Raw genomic sequence first — 18054 nt, forward strand, 5'->3', positions numbered from 1 at the left:
GGCCGTCCTGGCGGGTTCCGGCTGCCCGGCTCAGCTCAACACCACCGCCGGGTCGCCGCGGCGGCGGTACACGCTGCCGAACCGGGCATCGATGCGCAGCCACGCCGCCGTCGCCCGCACCCGCACCACCTCATCGGCACCGACCGACTCCGGGGCGAACCGGTCGCGCGCCGGGGCCTGCGGCAGGAATCCCATCGCCGTCAGTGCGAACACACAACGCATCGGTACCCCCGCACTGCCCAGGGTTGACGACACCGCCAGGACCTCCTGATCGAGCAGCGACGGCGGCGGGCCGTGCGCACCCGAGTGCTCCTTGGCCAGAGTGGTCCCCCGCTGCGCCAGGTCGAGCATGACGTGGGCGGGTACGTCGTCGAGATGGACAAAGCCGGTGTCGGGCGGCAGCGCGCCGCGCCAGGCGGAGTCCATCGCGAAACCGGGGTCGACGTACCCGTCGGCCGCGGCCGCGGCCAGGCCGCGCCGCAGCGCGTCGGCGCTGGCGCACAGGTCGGCTGGTGCGGTCCGGCCCGCCACGACCCGGCCGGCGAGCACATCGAAGCCGGTCGGCGCCCAGGCGACCACGGCGTCGGCGTCGCGGCGGCGCAGCCGGATCACGGCGGCCTCGTCGAGCCGCAGCACCCGTTCGGCGAACCGCGCCAGGTCCTCCCGCTGCGCGGCCTGCGCCAGCCACAGTCCCCGCTCGGCGACGGTCATCGCATCCAGCCGCGCAGATACTTGCGCTGCGCCTCGGAAAGCCGTTGCAGCCGCTGCTCTTCGATGTGCACCGCCGCGAGCTGGGTGTCGGCGACCACCGCCGGACGTGACTCGGGCGACGCCCCTACCGAGCGCACCTCGTAGCCGATCGTGAAGTCGACCGCCCGTACCCGTTTGGCGAACATCGTGACCTGAAGTGGTGAGTCGATCAGCCGCAGCTGCGCCTTGTAGGAGATGTTCACCTCGGCGATCAGCAGCCCGATCGTGGTGATCTCGTCGCCGAAAGGCTCACGCAGGAAAGGGATTCTGGCTTCCTCAAGGATGGTGACCATGGTGGCGTGGTTGATGTGCTGGTACATGTCGATGTCCGACCACCGCACGTGCACCGGCGCCGTGAAGCCGTGTCGATCCGTCACCCACTCGATCCTGTTCCGCTCGTCCTTGTCATGCTTCGAATCTGTCGCGCCGCGACCGACAATGTGGCCAGGTCGTGCTCACCGCTCTCGTACAGTTCGGCCAGAGTGCGCCTGGCCCGGCTGATGCGCGAGCTGTTGGTCATCTCCCATTCGGCGATCTTCTCGGGGCCGCTCTCGTCGGGCTCACCCACAGCCAGCACATCGAAGCACAGCGCCCGAAGCGAACCGTAGATGTCGTCGCGAATCGCCAACCGCGCCAACGAATGCCACCGGTCGTTGCGGGATAGTCGTGACACCGCGGTCAGCAGCCCGTCGGTGCCGAGGTGGTCCATCAGCGCGAAATAGGTGTCGGCGACCTCGGCCGCGTCGCGGTCGACGATGTCGGCGATGTCGATCACGTCGAGCAGGCTGAACTGGTACAGCCCCGAGGCCACCATGTAGGCGACGTCATCGGGGACGCCCTGTGAGCTGAACTCAGCGGCCTCCTTGGCGACGATCGCCTTGTCATCCCCGCGCAGCCACTCCGGCATCCACGGTGTCAGAGCCCTGACCTTCTCGGCGAACCGGTTGATCTCGGCGCCGACGGCCAGCGGCTGCGGCCGGTAGTTCAGCAGCCACCGCGCGGCGCGGTCGATGAGCCGGCGCAGGTCGAGCGTCATCCTGTCGGTGACCGCCACCGACGCGCCGTTGAGACCGGCCTCCCGGATCTGGCGCCACACCCGGCCGACCCCGAAGATGGCGTCGACGGCGACGAAGCTGCGGATCGCATCGACGGGCGCCACCCCGACGTCCTCGGTGACGCGGTAGGCATACGAGATGCCCGCCGTGTCGACGACGTCGTTGACCAGCATGGCGGTGACGATCTCGCGGCGCAGCTGGTGGGTCCGGATCTCGGGGCCGAACTGGTCGCGCAGCGTGACCGGGAAATAGGACGGCAACCGGGAGGCGAACACCTCCTGGTCGGGCAAATCCCCGTCGAGCAGGTCGGCCTTCAGCGCCAATTTCACGTGGGCCATCAGCGTCGCCAGTTCCGGCGAGGTCAATCCCATTCCGGCGTCGGTGCGTCGCCGGATCTCCTTCTCCGACGGCAGCGCCTCCAGCTCCCGGTTCAGCCCCCGTTCGGCGGCGAGGTCCTTGATCATCCGGGCGTGCACGTTCAGCAGGCTGGCCGCGTTGGCTCTGCTGGTGCCGAGTAGGTCGTTCTGACTCTCGTTGTCGGCCAACACGAGTCGGCCCACCTCGTCGGTCATCGACAGCAGCAGGTCGGTGCGGTCCTGCGCGGCGACCTTCCCCGCGGTGACCAGCGAGTCGATCAGGATCTTGATGTTGACCTCGTGGTCAGAACAGTCCACGCCCGCGGAGTTGTCCAGCGCGTCGGTGTTGATGCGCCCGCCACACAGGTCGAACTCCGTGCGACCCAGCGGGGTCACGCCGAGGTTGCCCCCTTCACCGATCACCTTGGCGCGCACCTGATTGCCGTTGACGCGCACCGCATCGTTGGCACGGTCGCCGACGTCGGCGTCGGCTTCGGTCTCGGCCTTGATGTAGGTGCCGATACCGCCGTTCCACAGCAGATCTGCCGGCGCCTTGAGGATCGCCTTCATCAGCGCCGGCGGAGTGAGCTCAGTGGCGTCGTCGCCGAGTCCGAGCGCGGCCCGCGCCTGCGGGCTGATCGTGATCGACTTCTGCTGCCGGCTGTACACGCCGCCACCCTCGCTGATCAGCGACTTGTCGTAGTCGTCCCAGCTGGACCGCGGCAGGTCGAACAGGCGCTTGCGCTCCTCCCACGACGACGCGGCGTCGGGGTCCGGATCGATGAAGATGTGCCGGTGGTCGAACGCGGCCAGCAGCCGGATGTGCTTGGACAGCAACATCCCGTTACCGAACACGTCGCCACTCATGTCGCCGACGCCGACGACGGTGAAGTCCTCGGACTGGGTGTCCACGCCCATCTCACGGAAGTGGCGCTTGACCGATTCCCAGGCTCCCCTGGCGGTGATGCCCATCGCCTTGTGGTCGTAGCCGACCGAACCACCCGAGGCGAAGGCGTCCCCCAGCCAGAAGCCGTAGGATTTCGCGACGTCGTTGGCGATGTCGGAGAACGTGGCGGTGCCCTTGTCGGCCGCGACGACGAGGTACGCGTCGTCACCGTCACGGCGGACGACATCGGAGGGCGCGACGATGTCACCGCTGATTTTGTCGACGTTGTCGGTGATGTCCAGCAGGCCGGCGATGAACAGCCGGTAGCAGGCCACTCCCTCGTCCCGGGTGGCCTCGCGGTCGGCAGCGGCCTCACCGGTGGGCGCCGGCGGGTGTTTGACGACGAAACCGCCCTTGGCGCCGACCGGCACGATGACGGCGTTCTTCACCGCCTGGGCCTTCACCAGACCGAGGATCTCGGTGCGGAAGTCCTCGCGGCGGTCCGACCAGCGTAGCCCGCCGCGGGCGACGTACCCGAACCGCAGGTGCACACCCTCGACCCGGGGTGAGTACACGAAGATCTCGAATTTCGGCCGGGGCAAGGGTAATTCGTCGATGAGTTCGGGATTCACCTTGAACGACAACACGTTCTGCGCGCGCGCCGACTCCGCACGCGTGATGAAGTAGTTCGTGCGCAGGGTGGCCTGGATCATCGACGCGAACGCCCGCAGCACGCGGTCGGTGTCGAGGCTGACCAGGGCGTCGATGTCGGCGGCGACGGCCGCGGCGGCGGCCTGCGCGTCGCGGTTGGCCCCGCCCGAGTTCTGCTCGACGGGGCGGAACAGCGCCTCGAAGAGCTCGATGAGCGAACGGGCGGTGCCTGCGTTGTCGTTGAGCACCGACTCGACATGGCCCTGGCTGTAGGCGAACCCGGCCTGTTTGAGGTATTTGGCGTACGCGCGCAGCACCGACACCTGCCGCCAGGTGAGCCCCGCGCGCAGCACCAGCTCGTTGAACCGGTCGATCTCGGCATGGCCGTGCCAGATGGCGGTGACGGCGTCGGCGAACCGCTGCGCGTAGGCCTCGCGCTGCTCCCCCGACGGGGCTTCGGGGACACCACGGTGCGGCCTCACCTTGAACTGGTAGATCCAGACCGGCAGACCGTCGGGCCGGGTCACCGTGAACGGCCGCTCTTCGAGCACGACCACACCCATCGACTGCAGCATCGGCAGCAGACGGCTCAGCGAGGCCGACCGCCCGCCGAGATACCAGTTCAGGTGGGACACCCCGGGTTCGGTGCTGTCGTCGCCGTCGGTCAGTACCAACTTGACCGAATCATCCTGCAGCTCTTCAATGATCGCGATGTCGGCGAGCGCGTGGGTGGGCTCGACCGCTTGCTTGTACACCTCGGAGAACGCCGACGCGTAGTGCTCCGCAGTCGCGTGATCGACCTCGGAACCTGCGGCGACGGCCCCCATCAGCCGGTCGCCCCACGTGCGGGCCGCCTCGGTGAGCAGGTCCTGGATCCGCGACTCGTTGGCCTCGGAGACGTCGACGTCCTGCTGTCGGGTGCCCTCGGGTAGCCGCACGGTGAAATGCACGACAGCCCAGGGTGACTCGCTGACCCTGGCGGCGTAGTCGATGCTGACGCCCCCGAGCTCGCGCACCAGGATGTCCTGCATGTCCAGCCGCACGGCGGTGGTGTACCGATCGCGCGGCAGGTACACCAGACACGACACGAAGTGGGCGAGCGGGTCCACGCGCAGGAACAGCAGCGTGCGACGCCTCGATCCCAGATCCACCACCGCCATCGCCATGTCGAGCAGACCTCGGGCGGTGAGGGCGAACAGTTCCGCACGCGGGATGGTCTGGATGATGTCGAGCAGAAGCTGTCCAGGATTACCGGGGTCACGATGGGCCATCGCCAGCGCGTCGTTGACCCGCCGGGACACCAGCGGGATCTCCAGCACGTTCGCGTTCGCCGCCGCCACCGTGAACATACCGATGAACCGGTGCTCGATGGCCGCGGTGTCGTCGGCACCATTGTCGGCGGACTGCTCGCGCACCACCACGAGCTGCGGATACGCGCCGTGGCGCAGGAAGCTCGGGATCGTGGCCTGCGCCAGCGTCAGCAGTTCGTCCTTGTTGGTCAGCGGCGGCAACACGTCCTGGCGCAGCCGCAGCACCCCGAGTCGGCTGGAGGCGTCGACGGTGGCCTCCCCGTCCCTGACCGGGCAGCGTTGGTAGCCCAGCAGCACGAAATGCCCGTCGGCCAGCCAGCGCAACAACGCCGCCACGTCCTTGCGGTCGGGGCTCGGGAACCGCCGTCCGGAGTCACCATCGAGTTCGGCGGCGAGCACGCGCAGCGCCGCGACCATGTCGGAGGAATCACGCGCGACCTGCCTGGCGTCGGCGAGCACGCCGGGCAGCAGTTCCTCGGCCTCGGCCAGCGCCCGCCGGTCGACCGAGCCGGCGAGCTGCACGTGGACCCACGTCTCGTCGACTCCGTCGCCGAACGTCGCTTCCGATGACGGCACGATGTCCAGCAATTCGCCACCGCTGCCCCGGCGGACCCGGAACACCGGGTTCATGATCGCGGTGTAGGCGACCCCGATGCGGTGCAGCAGCACCGTGATCGAGTCCATCAGCATGGTCGCGTTGTCGGTGACCACCTGCAGCGCGGGCCCGAACCCGCCCTCGGCGTCCGCGGCGTGGACGGCGACGCGGGTGGCGCCGGGCGACCGGTGGGCACCGAGCCGGTATTGCGCCGCGACCAGCGCCGGACCGGCGAGCGTGTCGGCACCCGGACGCCGTAGCGGACCCGTGACGGCCCCTTCGGCACCGGGGGCACCGCCGTGCGGGCCGCGGTAGGTCGCCAGGTAGCAAGGGAGCAACCGATCGATGACCTCAGCCGGGACCACCGGGTCGCCCTGGCCAGCCGAACTGTTGATTGCACCTGGATTCAACGACATTCGCCGCTCCTGACTCGCACGCGCACCGGCCGCCGTTGGCTGTAACCGGGTGCCGTGGGCTCGGTTGGTGTTGCTCCTCGCGTCCGCACCCGGTTACCTGGTCCGCACGACGAGACTATCCCCGAGTCAGCTTCCTGTGGGTGACCCGATGAGGACGGGCCGCCTCGGCGCCCAGCCGTTCGATCTTGTTCTCCTCGTAGGCGCCGAAGTTGCCCTCGAACCAGAACCACTTGGCCTCGTTGTCGTCGTCGTCACCTTCCCACGCGAGAATGTGCGTGCAGGTGCGATCCAGGAACCAGCGGTCGTGGGAGATCACCACCGCGCAGCCCGGGAAGTTCTCCAGCGCGTTCTCCAGCGAACTCAACGTCTCCACATCGAGATCGTTGGTGGGCTCGTCGAGCAGAATCAGGTTGCCGCCCTCTTTGAGGGTCAGCGCCAGGTTCAGCCGGTTGCGCTCACCTCCGGAGAGCACCCCGGCCGGCTTCTGCTGATCTGGACCCTTGAACCCGAACGCCGATACGTAGGCCCGCGACGGGATCTCGTTCTGACCGACCTCGATGTAATCCAGCCCGTCGGAGACGACCTGCCAGACGGTCTTGTTCGGGTCGATGCCCGCGCGGCTCTGGTCGACGTAGCTCAGCTTCACGGTGTCACCGACCTTCACGGTGCCGCTGTCGGGTTGTTCGAGACCGACGATTGTCTTGAACAACGTGGTCTTGCCGACACCGTTGGGGCCGATCACACCGACGATGCCGTTGCGCGGCAGCGTGAACGACAGGTCCTTGATCAGCGGGCGACCGCTGAAACCCTTGTCGAGGTGGTCGACCTCGACCACGACGTTGCCCAGCCGGGGCGGCGTCGGGATCTGGATCTCCTCGAAGTCGAGCTTGCGCGTCTTCTCGGCCTCCGCGGCCATCTCCTCATACCGCTGCAGACGGGCCTTGTTCTTGGCCTGCCGGGCCTTGGCGCCCGAACGGACCCAGGCCAGCTCGTCCTTGAGCCGCTTCTGCAGCTTCTGGTCCTTCTTGCCCTGGACCTCCAGCCGCTCTGCCTTCTTCTCCAGGTAGGTCGAATAGTTGCCCTCGTACGGGTAGGCCCGGCCCCGGTCGAGTTCGAGGATCCACTCGGCGACGTTGTCGAGGAAGTACCGGTCGTGGGTGACGGCCAGGATGGCGCCCTTGTAGCTGGCCAGGTGCTGCTCCAGCCACAGCACGCTCTCCGCGTCCAGGTGGTTGGTGGGCTCGTCAAGCAGCAGCAGGTCGGGCTTGGACAGCAGCAGCTTGCACAGCGCCACGCGGCGCCGTTCACCACCGGAAAGGTGGGTGACCGGCTCGTCGGGCGGCGGGCAACGCAGCGCGTCCATCGCCTGCTCGAGCTGGCTGTCGATGTCCCAGGCGTCGGCGGCGTCGAGCTCCTCCTGAAGCTTGCCCATCTCGTCCATCAGCTCGTCGGTGTAGTCGGTGGCCATCAGTTCGGCCACCTCGTTGTACCGGTTGAGCTTGGCCTTGATGGCCACGCCGTCCTCGACGTTCTCGCGGACGGTCTTGGTCTCGTCGAGCTTGGGCTCCTGCATCAGGATGCCGACGCTCGCGCCGGGAGCCAGGTACGCATCGCCGTTGTTGGGCTGGTCCAAGCCGGCCATGATCCGCAAGACGCTCGACTTACCGGCCCCGTTGGGTCCGACGACGCCGATCTTCGCGCCCGGAAGGAAGTTCAGCGTGACGTCGTCAAGGATGACCTTGTCGCCGTGCGCCTTGCGGACCTTCCGCATCGTGTAGATGAATTCGGCCATTGCCTTCGATGTGCCTTTCTCGATCCCGGTACTCGCTGGGCGGGATCATCTCGGACTGCGCGATAGTCGGGCCCCATCCTAGGCGTGGCCGCAGCGGCGGCGTTGGCCGCTAGGAGTCTGCTGAATTAGTGGGTTGATGGGGCGGGGCGTCTCAAGCGCTCGTCGGCGCGTGTGTGAAGTCACAGGCAGGCCGACAGATTCGGGATTGCCCCGCCGTTTGGGGCGTGGCAATCCGATGTTCGCGCCGCAAGGCCGCCGGGATGTCTGGGCTTAGGCGATGGCCCAGGTGGTGCCGGTGTGGGTCAGGCCCATGCTGATCAGGCGGCGCAGGTTCAATGCGGCGGCGCGGTGGTGCAGCCAGTGGTTGTTCTTGCTGACGCCGCGGTAGCGGACTTTGCGGTTGCCGCGGGTCAACCAGGCGATCGAGCGTTCCACCATGGGGCGGTGTTGGCGGTACTCGGCCTGCCATTCGGGTGTGCGCGCGATGGCCCGGGCGGCACGTAGGTGCGGTTCGTGTTCGCTGATGGTGAGCTTTCGCCCACGCACTGCGGTGGTGCACAGGTGCCTCAAAGCGCATGACCGGCAATGCTTTTCGAATGCGGCTCCACCGCTAGGCCCGATGGGGATGGTGTGCTCGGCCGGACACGTCACGGTACGGGCCGCGAAATCGATGGTGAAGTCATCGCTGGTGAACCCACCCGGGACCGGGGTTCTCAGCGGGAGCGGTTTGATCACGGCGACATGCTTGAGCTCGGCCAGCGTCGCCCGTGCCTGACCGGTGCCGTAGGCCGAATCGCCGAGCACCCGCACCGCCGTCGTCTCGTGTGCCAGCAGCGCCAGTCCGATGACGGCTTCGTGATTGTCTTGTCCGCTTGCCTTGGTCAGCGCGCAGTCGGTGATGATCCCGGTATCAGGTTCGACCGCGATGTGGGCCTTGTATCCGTCCTGGCGGCGATGCACCGTCTTATGGGCATGGCGGGCTTCGGGATCCACGGTAGAGATCACCCGATCACCGGCCACCTTCTGCGCGATGCGCCACTGCCCGTCGGTGCCATCAGAACCCTCGACCGGTTCGACGTCCTGGCCGGCGACCAGCGCCAACAACGACACCGCCTCAGCGGCGCGCGGGCCCAGTTCCTGGTCGGGCAGATGCCCCAGCAGCCGGTGCGCATCGCCGACCAAGGCGTCGACAAGCTGGTCGCGGGCGGTTCTGTCGTTCCAGGCGATCGCCGGTTTACCCGGATCGCTGTAATCGTGGGCGGTGCAGTAAGTGGTGATCACCTCGCCGGCCCCTGGGACTTCGCGCCCGACCCGGCGGATCGCAGCGATCAGCTGGGTTACGGTGTCCTGGGTGGACACCGCATCATCGAGCACGGTGGAGTCCAACGCTCGCCGCGTCTTTTTGGCCAACACACCGGTCTGCGCCACGACGGCCTTGACCGCCTCAAAGATCCGGTCCGGCGCCTGCGAGGCCGCCAGCCGGCGCCGCCAATAGGTCAGCGTGGTCGAGTGAAACGCCGGCGCGGTCACCGCCAACCCGCACGCGGCTTTCCAGCGCAGATCGAAGGTGACCGCGTCCACGGTCTCGCTATCAGAGAGCCCGTGCAGGGCCTGCAAGGTGATCACCGAGGCCATCACCTCGGCCGGCACGCTCGGACGCCCCCGCCGCGACGGGAAAAGATCAGCGAACATCGCCTCGGGAAACAACTCGTGGCGGTGTTCGGCCAGGAATACAAACATGCTGTCGGACTTCAGCAGATGCCCGGCAACCGACTCCGCATCCAACAGCTCACGCTGATCCTCAGAATGCCCCTGCATCCATTAATCATCTCGAGAACCCAGCCACAAACCCCGCCACCACGCCGGATTAATTCAGCAGACTCCTAGGCGGTCAGCTTCAGTGACTCCGGTTCGGCGGTGTCGACCTCGGCTGCGTCCCCATAGGCGATGGCTTCGCCCTCGACGGGCCCGTCCTGCCGCTCCACCCCAGCGGCAGGGGCCGCGGGCTCGGGGTGGCGGCGGTTCTCGATGCGGACGATGCAGCGCGCCAAATCCGGGCCGACCGAGGTGGCCCGGATCTCCAGGGACGACCGACGGTTACCGTCGCGGTCCTCGTATTCGTTGGTGTACAGGTAACCAACAACGATGACGGGATCTCCCTTCCCGAGGCCCGCCCCGACGCCGGTGACCAGGCGGCCCCAGCAGTTCACGGTCGCGTACAGCGAGTTGCCCGGTTCCCAGGTGCCGTCGGCGGTACGACGCCGGGAATTGCTGGCCACGCGGAACTTGAACAGCTCCTGGTCGCCGACCCGCCGGCGATCAGGTGCGGTGACGATGGTGCCGACGACGGTGATCGGTGTCTCGAACATGGTGGTGCCTCTCCTGAGTTTCTCAGCTGCAGGATCAGGCACCGTGCCCGATCCTGCGATGACACCGCCATTGAGCACGCGGCCGCCGACACCCGGAGGCAGGGCGTCGAGCATCAGGGCGCAGGCTGTGGATGAATCGCGGATTGGGGATGGTCGCACCCGCTGGTGCGGGCCGGCCACCACGTCGATGTGCTGCATCGGTGCGCCCGGGCCGGCCCGCTACCGCGACGCTAACACAACACCTGAATATCTGAACAGCTGAAAATATGATGTTCGCGCCTCAGCCGCGCTCGCGTTCGCGCCGGGCGAACTCGGCGAGCATTGCGTTGTAGGCCGCGAGGTCGGCGTCGTCGTCTCGGTCGGCGGCGCGGTCGAGCCGCCTGGCGGTGCGCTCGTCGGAACGGCGCCACTGCACGAACAGCGCGATAAGCACGACGACCAGCGGCACCTCACCCGCGGCCCAGGCGATCCCGCCGCCGAGTTTCTGGTCGCCGAGCAAGTCGGTGTGCCAGCTCAGATTCAGCGAGCGGTAGAAGCTCTCAGCGATCACCGACTGCGTGCTCATCAGGACCACGCCGAAGAACGCGTGCAACGGCAGCGACGCGAACACCATCGCGAGTTTGGCCAGCGGTGGCAGCGGTCGCGGTGTCGGGTCGATGCCGATCACGACCCAGTAGAAGAGGTAGCCGCTGAGCAGGAAGTGCAGGTTCATCGCCAGGTGCGCGAAGTGACTACCCGCCGCCGCGTCGAAGATGCCGCCGAAGTAGAGGCCGTAGAACCCGACGATGAACAGCGCCGTCGCGACGAACGGGTTGGTCAGCACCTGGGAGAGGCGCGAGTGCAGGGCTGCCAGCAGCCACTCGCGCGGGCCGGGCGGGTCGTTGCGGCCCGAGGCCGGTAGCGCCCGCAGCGCCAGCGTGACGGGGGCGCCGAGCACCAGCAGGATCGGCGCGAGCATCGACAGCATCATGTGCGCGACCATGTGGATGCTGAACATCGCCGGCATGTAGCGCCCGATTCCTGAGGACGTGGCCAGCAGCAGCACCAGACAGCCCAGCAGCCAGGCCGCGGTCCGGCCGGCAGGCCACGCATCGCCGCGCCGCCGCAACCGGATCACCCCGGCGAGGTAGACCAGCGCGAACACGACTGACGCGGTACCGAATACGAGGTCGAAGCGCCAGTCGAAGAGCATCCTGGCCAGCGTCGGCGGGCCGGCGAGGTCATAGCCGATTTCGACCGCCGGGATCGACAGGTTCAGGTTCACCGGGGGCGGCGGCGGGGTTCGCCCCAGCGCGACGGCGACGCCGAAGGTCAGCGCGAAGATCACGGCGTCCACCACGGCCAGCCGGAGCAGCGGGCCCCGCGCCCCGGGGTCCTGCTGCAACGCAGCGACCCCCTTCCGGCGTTGCTGCCAGCCGAGCACACCGAGGGCCGCCAATGCCGCGATCTTGGCCAGGATCAACAGACCGTAATCGGTGCTCACCAGGTCCGCGGGCCTGATCCGGACCAGCGCGTTGACCAGCCCGCTGAGCGCCATCGCGACGAAGCACCACAGTGCGACGGCCGAGAAGCGGCGCGCGGCGAGCGGACCGTGCTCGCCGCGGCGCAACGCGTGGGCCAGCAGAGCCAACAGCCCGCCCGCCCAGATCGCCCCGGCGACGAGATGGATGAGCAGGCTGTTGGTCGCCACGTCGTGTGCACCGCCGGACGACGAGTGTCCGGTCAGGCCCAGGGGCAGCAACGTGAGCAGCGACCCGGCGAACAGCACCGGGGTCCACGACCAGCGCAACACCGGGATGCTGACGACGGTGACCAACCCGGCCAGCAACGCCGTCCATCGCCACGCACCGGCGATGTCGATCAGATCGGCCACCGACCAGATGTCGGCCGGGCTCAGCCGCGTCGTCAACGGCTGACCGCTGACATCGGACACCGTCAGCGGCACCATCAGCACCGCGCACACCGCCCAGACACCCGCGGCCGCGGTGCCTGTTCGCAGCGCGCGGTAGCCGGCGGCGTCGAGGACACCGTTGGGCTGGGGCGGAACCATGAACGCCGCGAACAGGAACGCGCCCGTGGCGGTCACCGCCGCGATCTCGCCGGCCGCCCGGACGAACGGCAGGCCGTAACTTGTCACAGGCCCGGGGTCGGGCAGCCCGGTGGCGGTCAGCGCCTCGGCGAGCGACAGCGCCGACAGCGCCGCGGCGGTCAGACCGGCCAGCACCGCGACGCCGCACAGCACCGCCCACACCGGGGCGCGGTGCACCCCGACGGGTGCGGCGCGGGCGACAGACGTCATGTGCCCAGCGTATGACCTTCCCGGACGCGATCTACGACACAGGGTCGTTGCGCAGCTCCCGGCGGCTGCGCTCGCGGGCGGAGAACTGCCTGCGCGCGCACCGGTCCACGGTGTCCATGTCCTTGAGGATGCCGCGCAGCTCACGGCGGAAGGCTCTGCGGCGTTCATCCAGATCGGCGGCCGGGGTGAGCAGATGCTGATCCGCGGCCACCTGCCGGGCGGTCGCGAACAGCAATGCCGACACCGATTCGGTGCTCAGCACCCGCCCCTGCGCGACGTACTGCTGACCGAGGCCGAGCGCTTTGGCCGTCAGATCCTTCTCCGAGATCTCCGCCGGTGCGTCGATGAGCGCATCGGCGACAATCTCATACGCCTCGAAGAACGGTCGCAGCAGCGGTCCGGCGATTGCGGGGCGTTTCTCCTGCAGCAGCGCGTCGAGCCGGTCACCGCCGGCGGCGACGTCGCTCTCCCAATCCTGATGCCAGGACATCTCCTCGGCCACGTGCTCGCGATAGGCGGCCGAGTCGGCGAAATAGAACTCGAACTTGAGCAGATCCCGCAGCCGCATCACCTGATTCCAGAACGCGTCCAACCGGTCGGTGTCCGTGCGCGCGGCGTAGGCCAGCGCCAACTCGACCAGCGAGGTCTCCAGGAACGCGTCGATCAGCGAATTGCGGTAGAACGCCGCCTCCAATTCGTCCTGCGGGGCGATGCTCCACACGGTCACCCGGCCGCTGTCGGTGCGGGTCACCGGATGCCCGCCCGACAGCGCGTCCAGCGCGGCGCGCACCCCTTCCGGAGTCCGGAGCCGCAGCGCGCTGTTGGTCATCGGCGTCTGCTTACGCTCCAGATAGTCCAGCGAGTCCTGCAGCGTGTGGTGCAGCTGGTCAAGCGTCAGCGCGATGCCGCGGGTGCTGAGCAGCAGCGCCGACACAAGCGCCGTCGCGTTCACCGGGGTGACCTGCAGGATCCGCCAGGCCACCTCGAACGCCATCTTCTGCATCGCCAGCCTTTTGGCCGACTCGTCGGTGGCCAGGGGGCCGTGCGGCTCACCGAGGTACTCACGCATCGAAACCGCCTCGGGGAAGCGGACATAGATCTTGCCGTAGTTGCGCTCGCCCTGAGCGCGGATGTAGTTGACCAGCCATGACAATCCCTCGGGGGTCTTCTCGCCACCCCGGGCGTACGAGGCGTACTCGGCGGTCTCGTGCAACTGGTCGAAGCTGATCGACACCGGCTGCAGCAGGATGTCGTCGCTGCGGCCGTCCAGGTAGGCGTCGGCGACGTACGCGAGCAGGCCGAGTTTGGGCGGCAACATCTTTCCGGTCCGCGACCGGGTCCCCTCGATCGCCCATGAGAGGTTGAACCGCTTTTCGACGATATAGCCCACGAACTGGCGCAGCACGAACTTGTACAGCGGGTCGTCGAGCTTGCGCCGCAGGAAGATCACCCCGGAGCGGCGCATCAGCGGGCCCATGAACCCGAAGGACAGGTTGATGCCCGCGAAGGTGTGGACAGGTGGCAGCCTGTTCTCCTGCATGGCCACCGGGACGATGACGCCGTCGAGGTAGGACCGGTGCGAGAACAGCAGCACGGCCGGATGGGCTTCCAGTGCGTGGCGCATCGCCTCGACCTCACCGCGGTCGTAGTCGATGTTCGGGTCGAAGCCGCGGCTGAAGATCGCCCGCCCCAGTGACGGGATGAGGTCGACCGAGAATCGGCTCCAGCCGGTGGCGAGTTCGTCGAGCATCTCCCCCGCCTTCTCGACGGTGGCGCCCGGGATCTTCTCCAGCCCCTCACGGAACCGCGCCGAGGTCAACACCTCCGGCTTGATCAGCCGGGGCGACTTGTATTCGGGGCCGAGCAACCGCAACTCGACGCGCTCGATGGCCAGGATCGCCCGCCGGAGCACGAATCGGGCGAATTCCCTAGGGTTCTCGGCGACGGTCGTCTCGCTCCAGCGCTGCCGCAGCTCGGCGACCTTGGCGGGTTCACCGGCGACGACGCGGGCCCGGGACGGGTCCCGCTTCAGGATCGCGCGCTGCAGCACCTTCGGCGGGCAGTAGGTGTCACGGCCGGACAGCACCGCGACCACCTTGGACCGGGTGGGAAGTCCGCCGGGAACCCAGAACACGCGTACGGGGACCACCGAGCGATCCTCATCGGCCTGGAGCAGCTCCACCAGCTGGGCAAGCACCGCAGGGGCCGGATCGTCGTCGGCCGGCAGCTTGAGGACCTCGATCTTCGACTCGGGATGGGCGCGTCGCTGGCTCTCCAGCCAGTCGCGCAGCAACTCCTCCTCGGCAGGTGAGGACACCGACGCCAGCACCAGGGTGTCGTCGACGGCGTTGTAGGCGGCGAAGTCATCGGCCCGGACCTTCACGGCCGGCCCTTCGTGCCACCGGCCCCCTTGGCCGGCGCCTTCTTGGCGGCGCCTTTCGCCGGCGCCTTCTTGGCCGTCTTCGTGGCGGCAGCCTTCTTGGCGGCAGCCTTCTTGGAGGTCACGTTCGCGGCCTGCGTCTTGCGGGCCGGCCTCTTCTTGGCGGTCTCGGCGCGCCGGTACAGGTCCGGCACCGGGAGTTCGTCGTGCGGCCAGTCTTTCAGGGTGTCAAGGTAGAGCTGGCGCACCTCCTCGATGCGTTCGGTCAGGTTCTCCTGCGTCCAGTCGTCGACCGGGATCGGCGGGTAGACAACGACATCGACAAGGCCAGGGTTGAATGTGCTGGAGTCGCGGGCGGCGATCACCTCGGCATTGCGGATCACGATGGGCACGATCGGGATGCCCACCGACATCGCGATCCGGAACGGGCCCTTCTTGAAGCGGCCCACCTCGGTGGTGTCAAGCCGGGTCCCCTCGGGGGCGATGAGTATCGAAAGACCTTTGCGCGCAAGCTCTTCGACCTTGCGGAGGCCTTCTACGGCCTTCTGGGGATCCTCCCTGTCGATGAAGGCCGCATCCAGGATCTTGCCGATGGTGCCGACGATGGGGTCGTTCTCGAGTTCCTTCTTGCCGACCGTGGTGAAGTCGTTGTTGATCAACCTCCCGGCGATCAGCGGGTCCGCCTGATTGCGGTGGTTGAAGATGAACACCGCGGGCCGCTGCGCGGTGAGATTCTCCCTGCCCAGCACCTGCAGGTTGATGCCGATGGTGTCGAGCAGCGTGCGCCCGAACATCGACGTGAAGAAGTTGACCCCGGTGCGCTTGTTGCGGGTCAGCAGTCCGACGCCGAGGGCTCCGGCGGCGATCGGCACCATCGACGCGACGCCGAGCGCGGTGCGTACCTGCGACGCAGGACTCGAACCGCTACGACTGCTGAAACGCAGGATGGGCCAGCCGCGCTTGGCCGCGACAGCGGCAAGTTTGCCCGCCGGGTTGGTCGGACGGGGGTTGCCCACCAGGTACATCAGCGCGACATCCTCGTCGCCGTCGGCGTAGAAGTAGCTCTTCGACAGATCGATGCCGTTGGCGGCGGCGAACTCCTGGACCGCCCTCGCCTTGCCGGGCCCCCAGATGATGGGCCGCTGCACCTCGCCGGTGATCAACCCGTCGTCGTCGGTTTCGAACTTGTTGCTCAGCACGTTGTCGATACCGAGGAAGCGGGCCACCGGCTCAACCTGGACGGTGAGCGCCGAAGAAGACAGCACGACGGTGTGGCCGCGGGCCATGTGCGCGCGCACGATCTCGCGCATCTCGGGATAGATCCGGCTGACGATCTTCTGGACGAACAGGCGTTCGGCGAGTTCGTCGATGTCGTCCACCGAGTTCCCGCGCAACATACGCGCGCCCTTGCCGATCAGATCCTCGAACTCCGAGCGGCCGAGCTGGTGGTTCAAGCCGGCCTGGACCATGCCGATGAACTCCCCCACCGACATCTGTCTGCGCCGCAAGCGATCCTGGGTCATCACCACGCCGGTGAACCCTGCGACGAGCGTGCCGTCGAGGTCGAAGAACGCACCGATCTGCGGCCCCTCAGGGCTGGCCTGGATCTCGGCGACCGAACCAGGGAGACGCAGTTGACGGTTGTCCGGTGTCGCCGAAGTCACTGGGGGCCACTTCCGTTCAGTCGGGTCGATGATTCGACGGGGGCGGTACGCGCGGTGAAGGTCGCCGGGACGGCACGGCCGTCGCCGCCGAGGGCGAGCACTTCATCGAAGCCGGCGAGCAGACAGCGGGCGAAGAGGTCGGGCTCGGTGATCGACGCGCGGTCGTACCTGGCGGTGATCGTGCAGTACCCCGAACGCGACACCAGCACCACCATCATCGCCACACCGGGCAACGGCCCGATACCGTACTGGCGCAACACTTTCGCGCCGGCGATGAAGGTGTCCCCGGCGTACACCGGCACGTTACTGGCCTGTACGTCGGCATTGACGATCGATCCCGCCATCGACTCCAGAACCGGGTCGGGAAGCAGGCTGACCACAGGGGCGATCGCGCCGACCAGGTCCAGGGCCCGCTCTTCGCGCTTGCTCGTCACCTGCGACCGGATTTCCTTGATCCGCACCTCGGGGTCGGCGAGCCCGATGGGCGCCGCGAGGTTGATCCCGGCGAACCGGTTGCCGCCCGCGGGATCGTCCTCGGAGCGCAGGTTGACGGGCACAGCCATCGGCAGTGTGTCCACCGGAACACCTTTGGCCTCGTGATAGAGCCGCAACGCCCCGCACACGCCGGCCAGGTAGGCGTCGTTGATCGAGCCGCCGGCGGCCTTGGCGGCGCGGTGCAGGTCGCCGAACTCGATGTCGATCGCCTCGTTACGGGAGGACAGGCTGCGCCGGCGCAGAATCGGCGACGGGTCGGCGACCGGGCCCATGACGCGGGCCCCCGACATCGCGTAGTCGATAGCGCTGCCCAGCCGCGTCACCGGGTCGCGCACCACGTGCCCGACCGCCTGGACCGCGCCGAACAATGCGCCGCGGACGCCGCCGACGATGGTGCCGGGCAGTCGGTTCAGGCCGGCGCGCATCAGATCGTTCGGCGACAGGTCGGAGGGGATCGGCAGCGGCGGAGGGCGCTGCGGCACCGGTTCCCGCTCGAAGTCGTAGAGGTTGGCGAACATCTCGACACCACCGACGCCGTCGGTGACGGCGTGACTCAGGTGGACCATGAGGGCGGCCCGACCGTTCTCCACCCCTTCGATCAGGGTGGCCGTCCACAGAGGCCGGGAGATGTCCAGCGGCGACTGCACCGCGATCTCGGCGAGGTCCATCACCTGCCGGATGGTGCCGGGTTCGGGGACACGCACCCGCCGCAGGTGGAAGTCGAGATTGAAGTCGGGGTCGACGACCCAGCGCGGCGCCACCGTCGGCAGCGTCGGGGTGACGACCTTCTGGCGCAGCCGCAGCACCTTGCGGGACGCGTGCTCGAAGCGGGTGTAGAAGGTGTCCCAGTCGGGGGTCGTGTCGAGCAGCTCGACGGTCAGGATGCCCGAGCGGGTGCGCGGATTGGCTTCGCCGCGGTGCAGGATCTGGTCGAGCGGACTGAGTTCCTCCGGGAGTCCGGCCGCGTCCAGTTCCGGCTCATTGCTCATGCGCACCACGCTAGTCGGCAGCCGTCTCGCAGGAGGCGGCTTTAGTG

General features: G+C 68.0%; 10 protein-coding genes. All 10 read right to left on the minus strand.

The window, feature by feature from the left end; translation table 11 throughout:
• Positions 1–30: 30 nt before the first annotated feature.
• Positions 31–711, minus strand: a complete 681-nt coding sequence (locus tag KXD97_RS28610; RefSeq protein ID WP_260754352.1) for a hypothetical protein — start codon at positions 709–711, stop codon at positions 31–33.
• Entirely contained in the window at positions 708–1127 is a 420-nt protein-coding gene (locus KXD97_RS28615) for a thioesterase family protein (protein ID WP_260754356.1), read from the minus strand. Before KXD97_RS28615 ends, KXD97_RS28610 begins: the two co-directional genes overlap by 4 nt.
• The gene (locus tag KXD97_RS28620; protein WP_260754358.1) at positions 1124–6019 is read right to left on the minus strand and encodes an NAD-glutamate dehydrogenase; all 4896 of its coding nucleotides are present in this window, start codon (positions 6017–6019) and stop codon (positions 1124–1126) included. The genes KXD97_RS28615 and KXD97_RS28620 overlap by 4 nt, the downstream gene beginning before the upstream one ends.
• Positions 6020–6134: 115 nt before the next feature.
• Positions 6135–7811, minus strand: coding sequence for an energy-dependent translational throttle protein EttA (gene ettA, locus KXD97_RS28625; RefSeq protein WP_260754359.1), 1677 nt, complete (start codon positions 7809–7811; stop codon positions 6135–6137).
• Between the two features lie 270 nt (positions 7812–8081).
• Positions 8082–9629 carry an IS1182 family transposase gene (locus tag KXD97_RS28630; protein WP_260753369.1) on the minus strand — a complete coding sequence of 516 codons (1548 nt, stop codon included), beginning with the start codon at positions 9627–9629 and terminating at the stop codon, positions 8082–8084.
• A 65-nt stretch (positions 9630–9694) separates the two neighbouring features.
• Entirely contained in the window at positions 9695–10180 is a 486-nt protein-coding gene (locus KXD97_RS28635; protein WP_260758192.1) for a single-stranded DNA-binding protein, read from the minus strand.
• Between the two features lie 280 nt (positions 10181–10460).
• Complete coding sequence (locus KXD97_RS28640; RefSeq protein ID WP_260754360.1) at positions 10461–12479, minus strand: bifunctional copper resistance protein CopD/cytochrome c oxidase assembly protein; 2019 nt, start codon at positions 12477–12479, stop codon at positions 10461–10463.
• A 31-nt stretch (positions 12480–12510) separates the two neighbouring features.
• Positions 12511–14862 carry a glycerol-3-phosphate 1-O-acyltransferase gene (locus KXD97_RS28645; RefSeq protein ID WP_260754361.1) on the minus strand — a complete coding sequence of 784 codons (2352 nt, stop codon included), beginning with the start codon at positions 14860–14862 and terminating at the stop codon, positions 12511–12513.
• Positions 14859–16523, minus strand: a complete 1665-nt coding sequence (locus tag KXD97_RS28650; protein ID WP_260754362.1) for an HAD-IB family hydrolase/lysophospholipid acyltransferase family protein — start codon at positions 16521–16523, stop codon at positions 14859–14861. The genes KXD97_RS28645 and KXD97_RS28650 overlap by 4 nt, the downstream gene beginning before the upstream one ends.
• Positions 16520–18007 carry a wax ester/triacylglycerol synthase family O-acyltransferase gene (locus KXD97_RS28655; RefSeq protein WP_260754363.1) on the minus strand — a complete coding sequence of 496 codons (1488 nt, stop codon included), beginning with the start codon at positions 18005–18007 and terminating at the stop codon, positions 16520–16522. Before KXD97_RS28655 ends, KXD97_RS28650 begins: the two co-directional genes overlap by 4 nt.
• Positions 18008–18054 lie beyond the last annotated feature (47 nt).

It is taken from the genome of Mycobacterium sp. SMC-8 (genome assembly GCF_025263565.1).
Taxonomy (GTDB): domain Bacteria; phylum Actinomycetota; class Actinomycetes; order Mycobacteriales; family Mycobacteriaceae; genus Mycobacterium.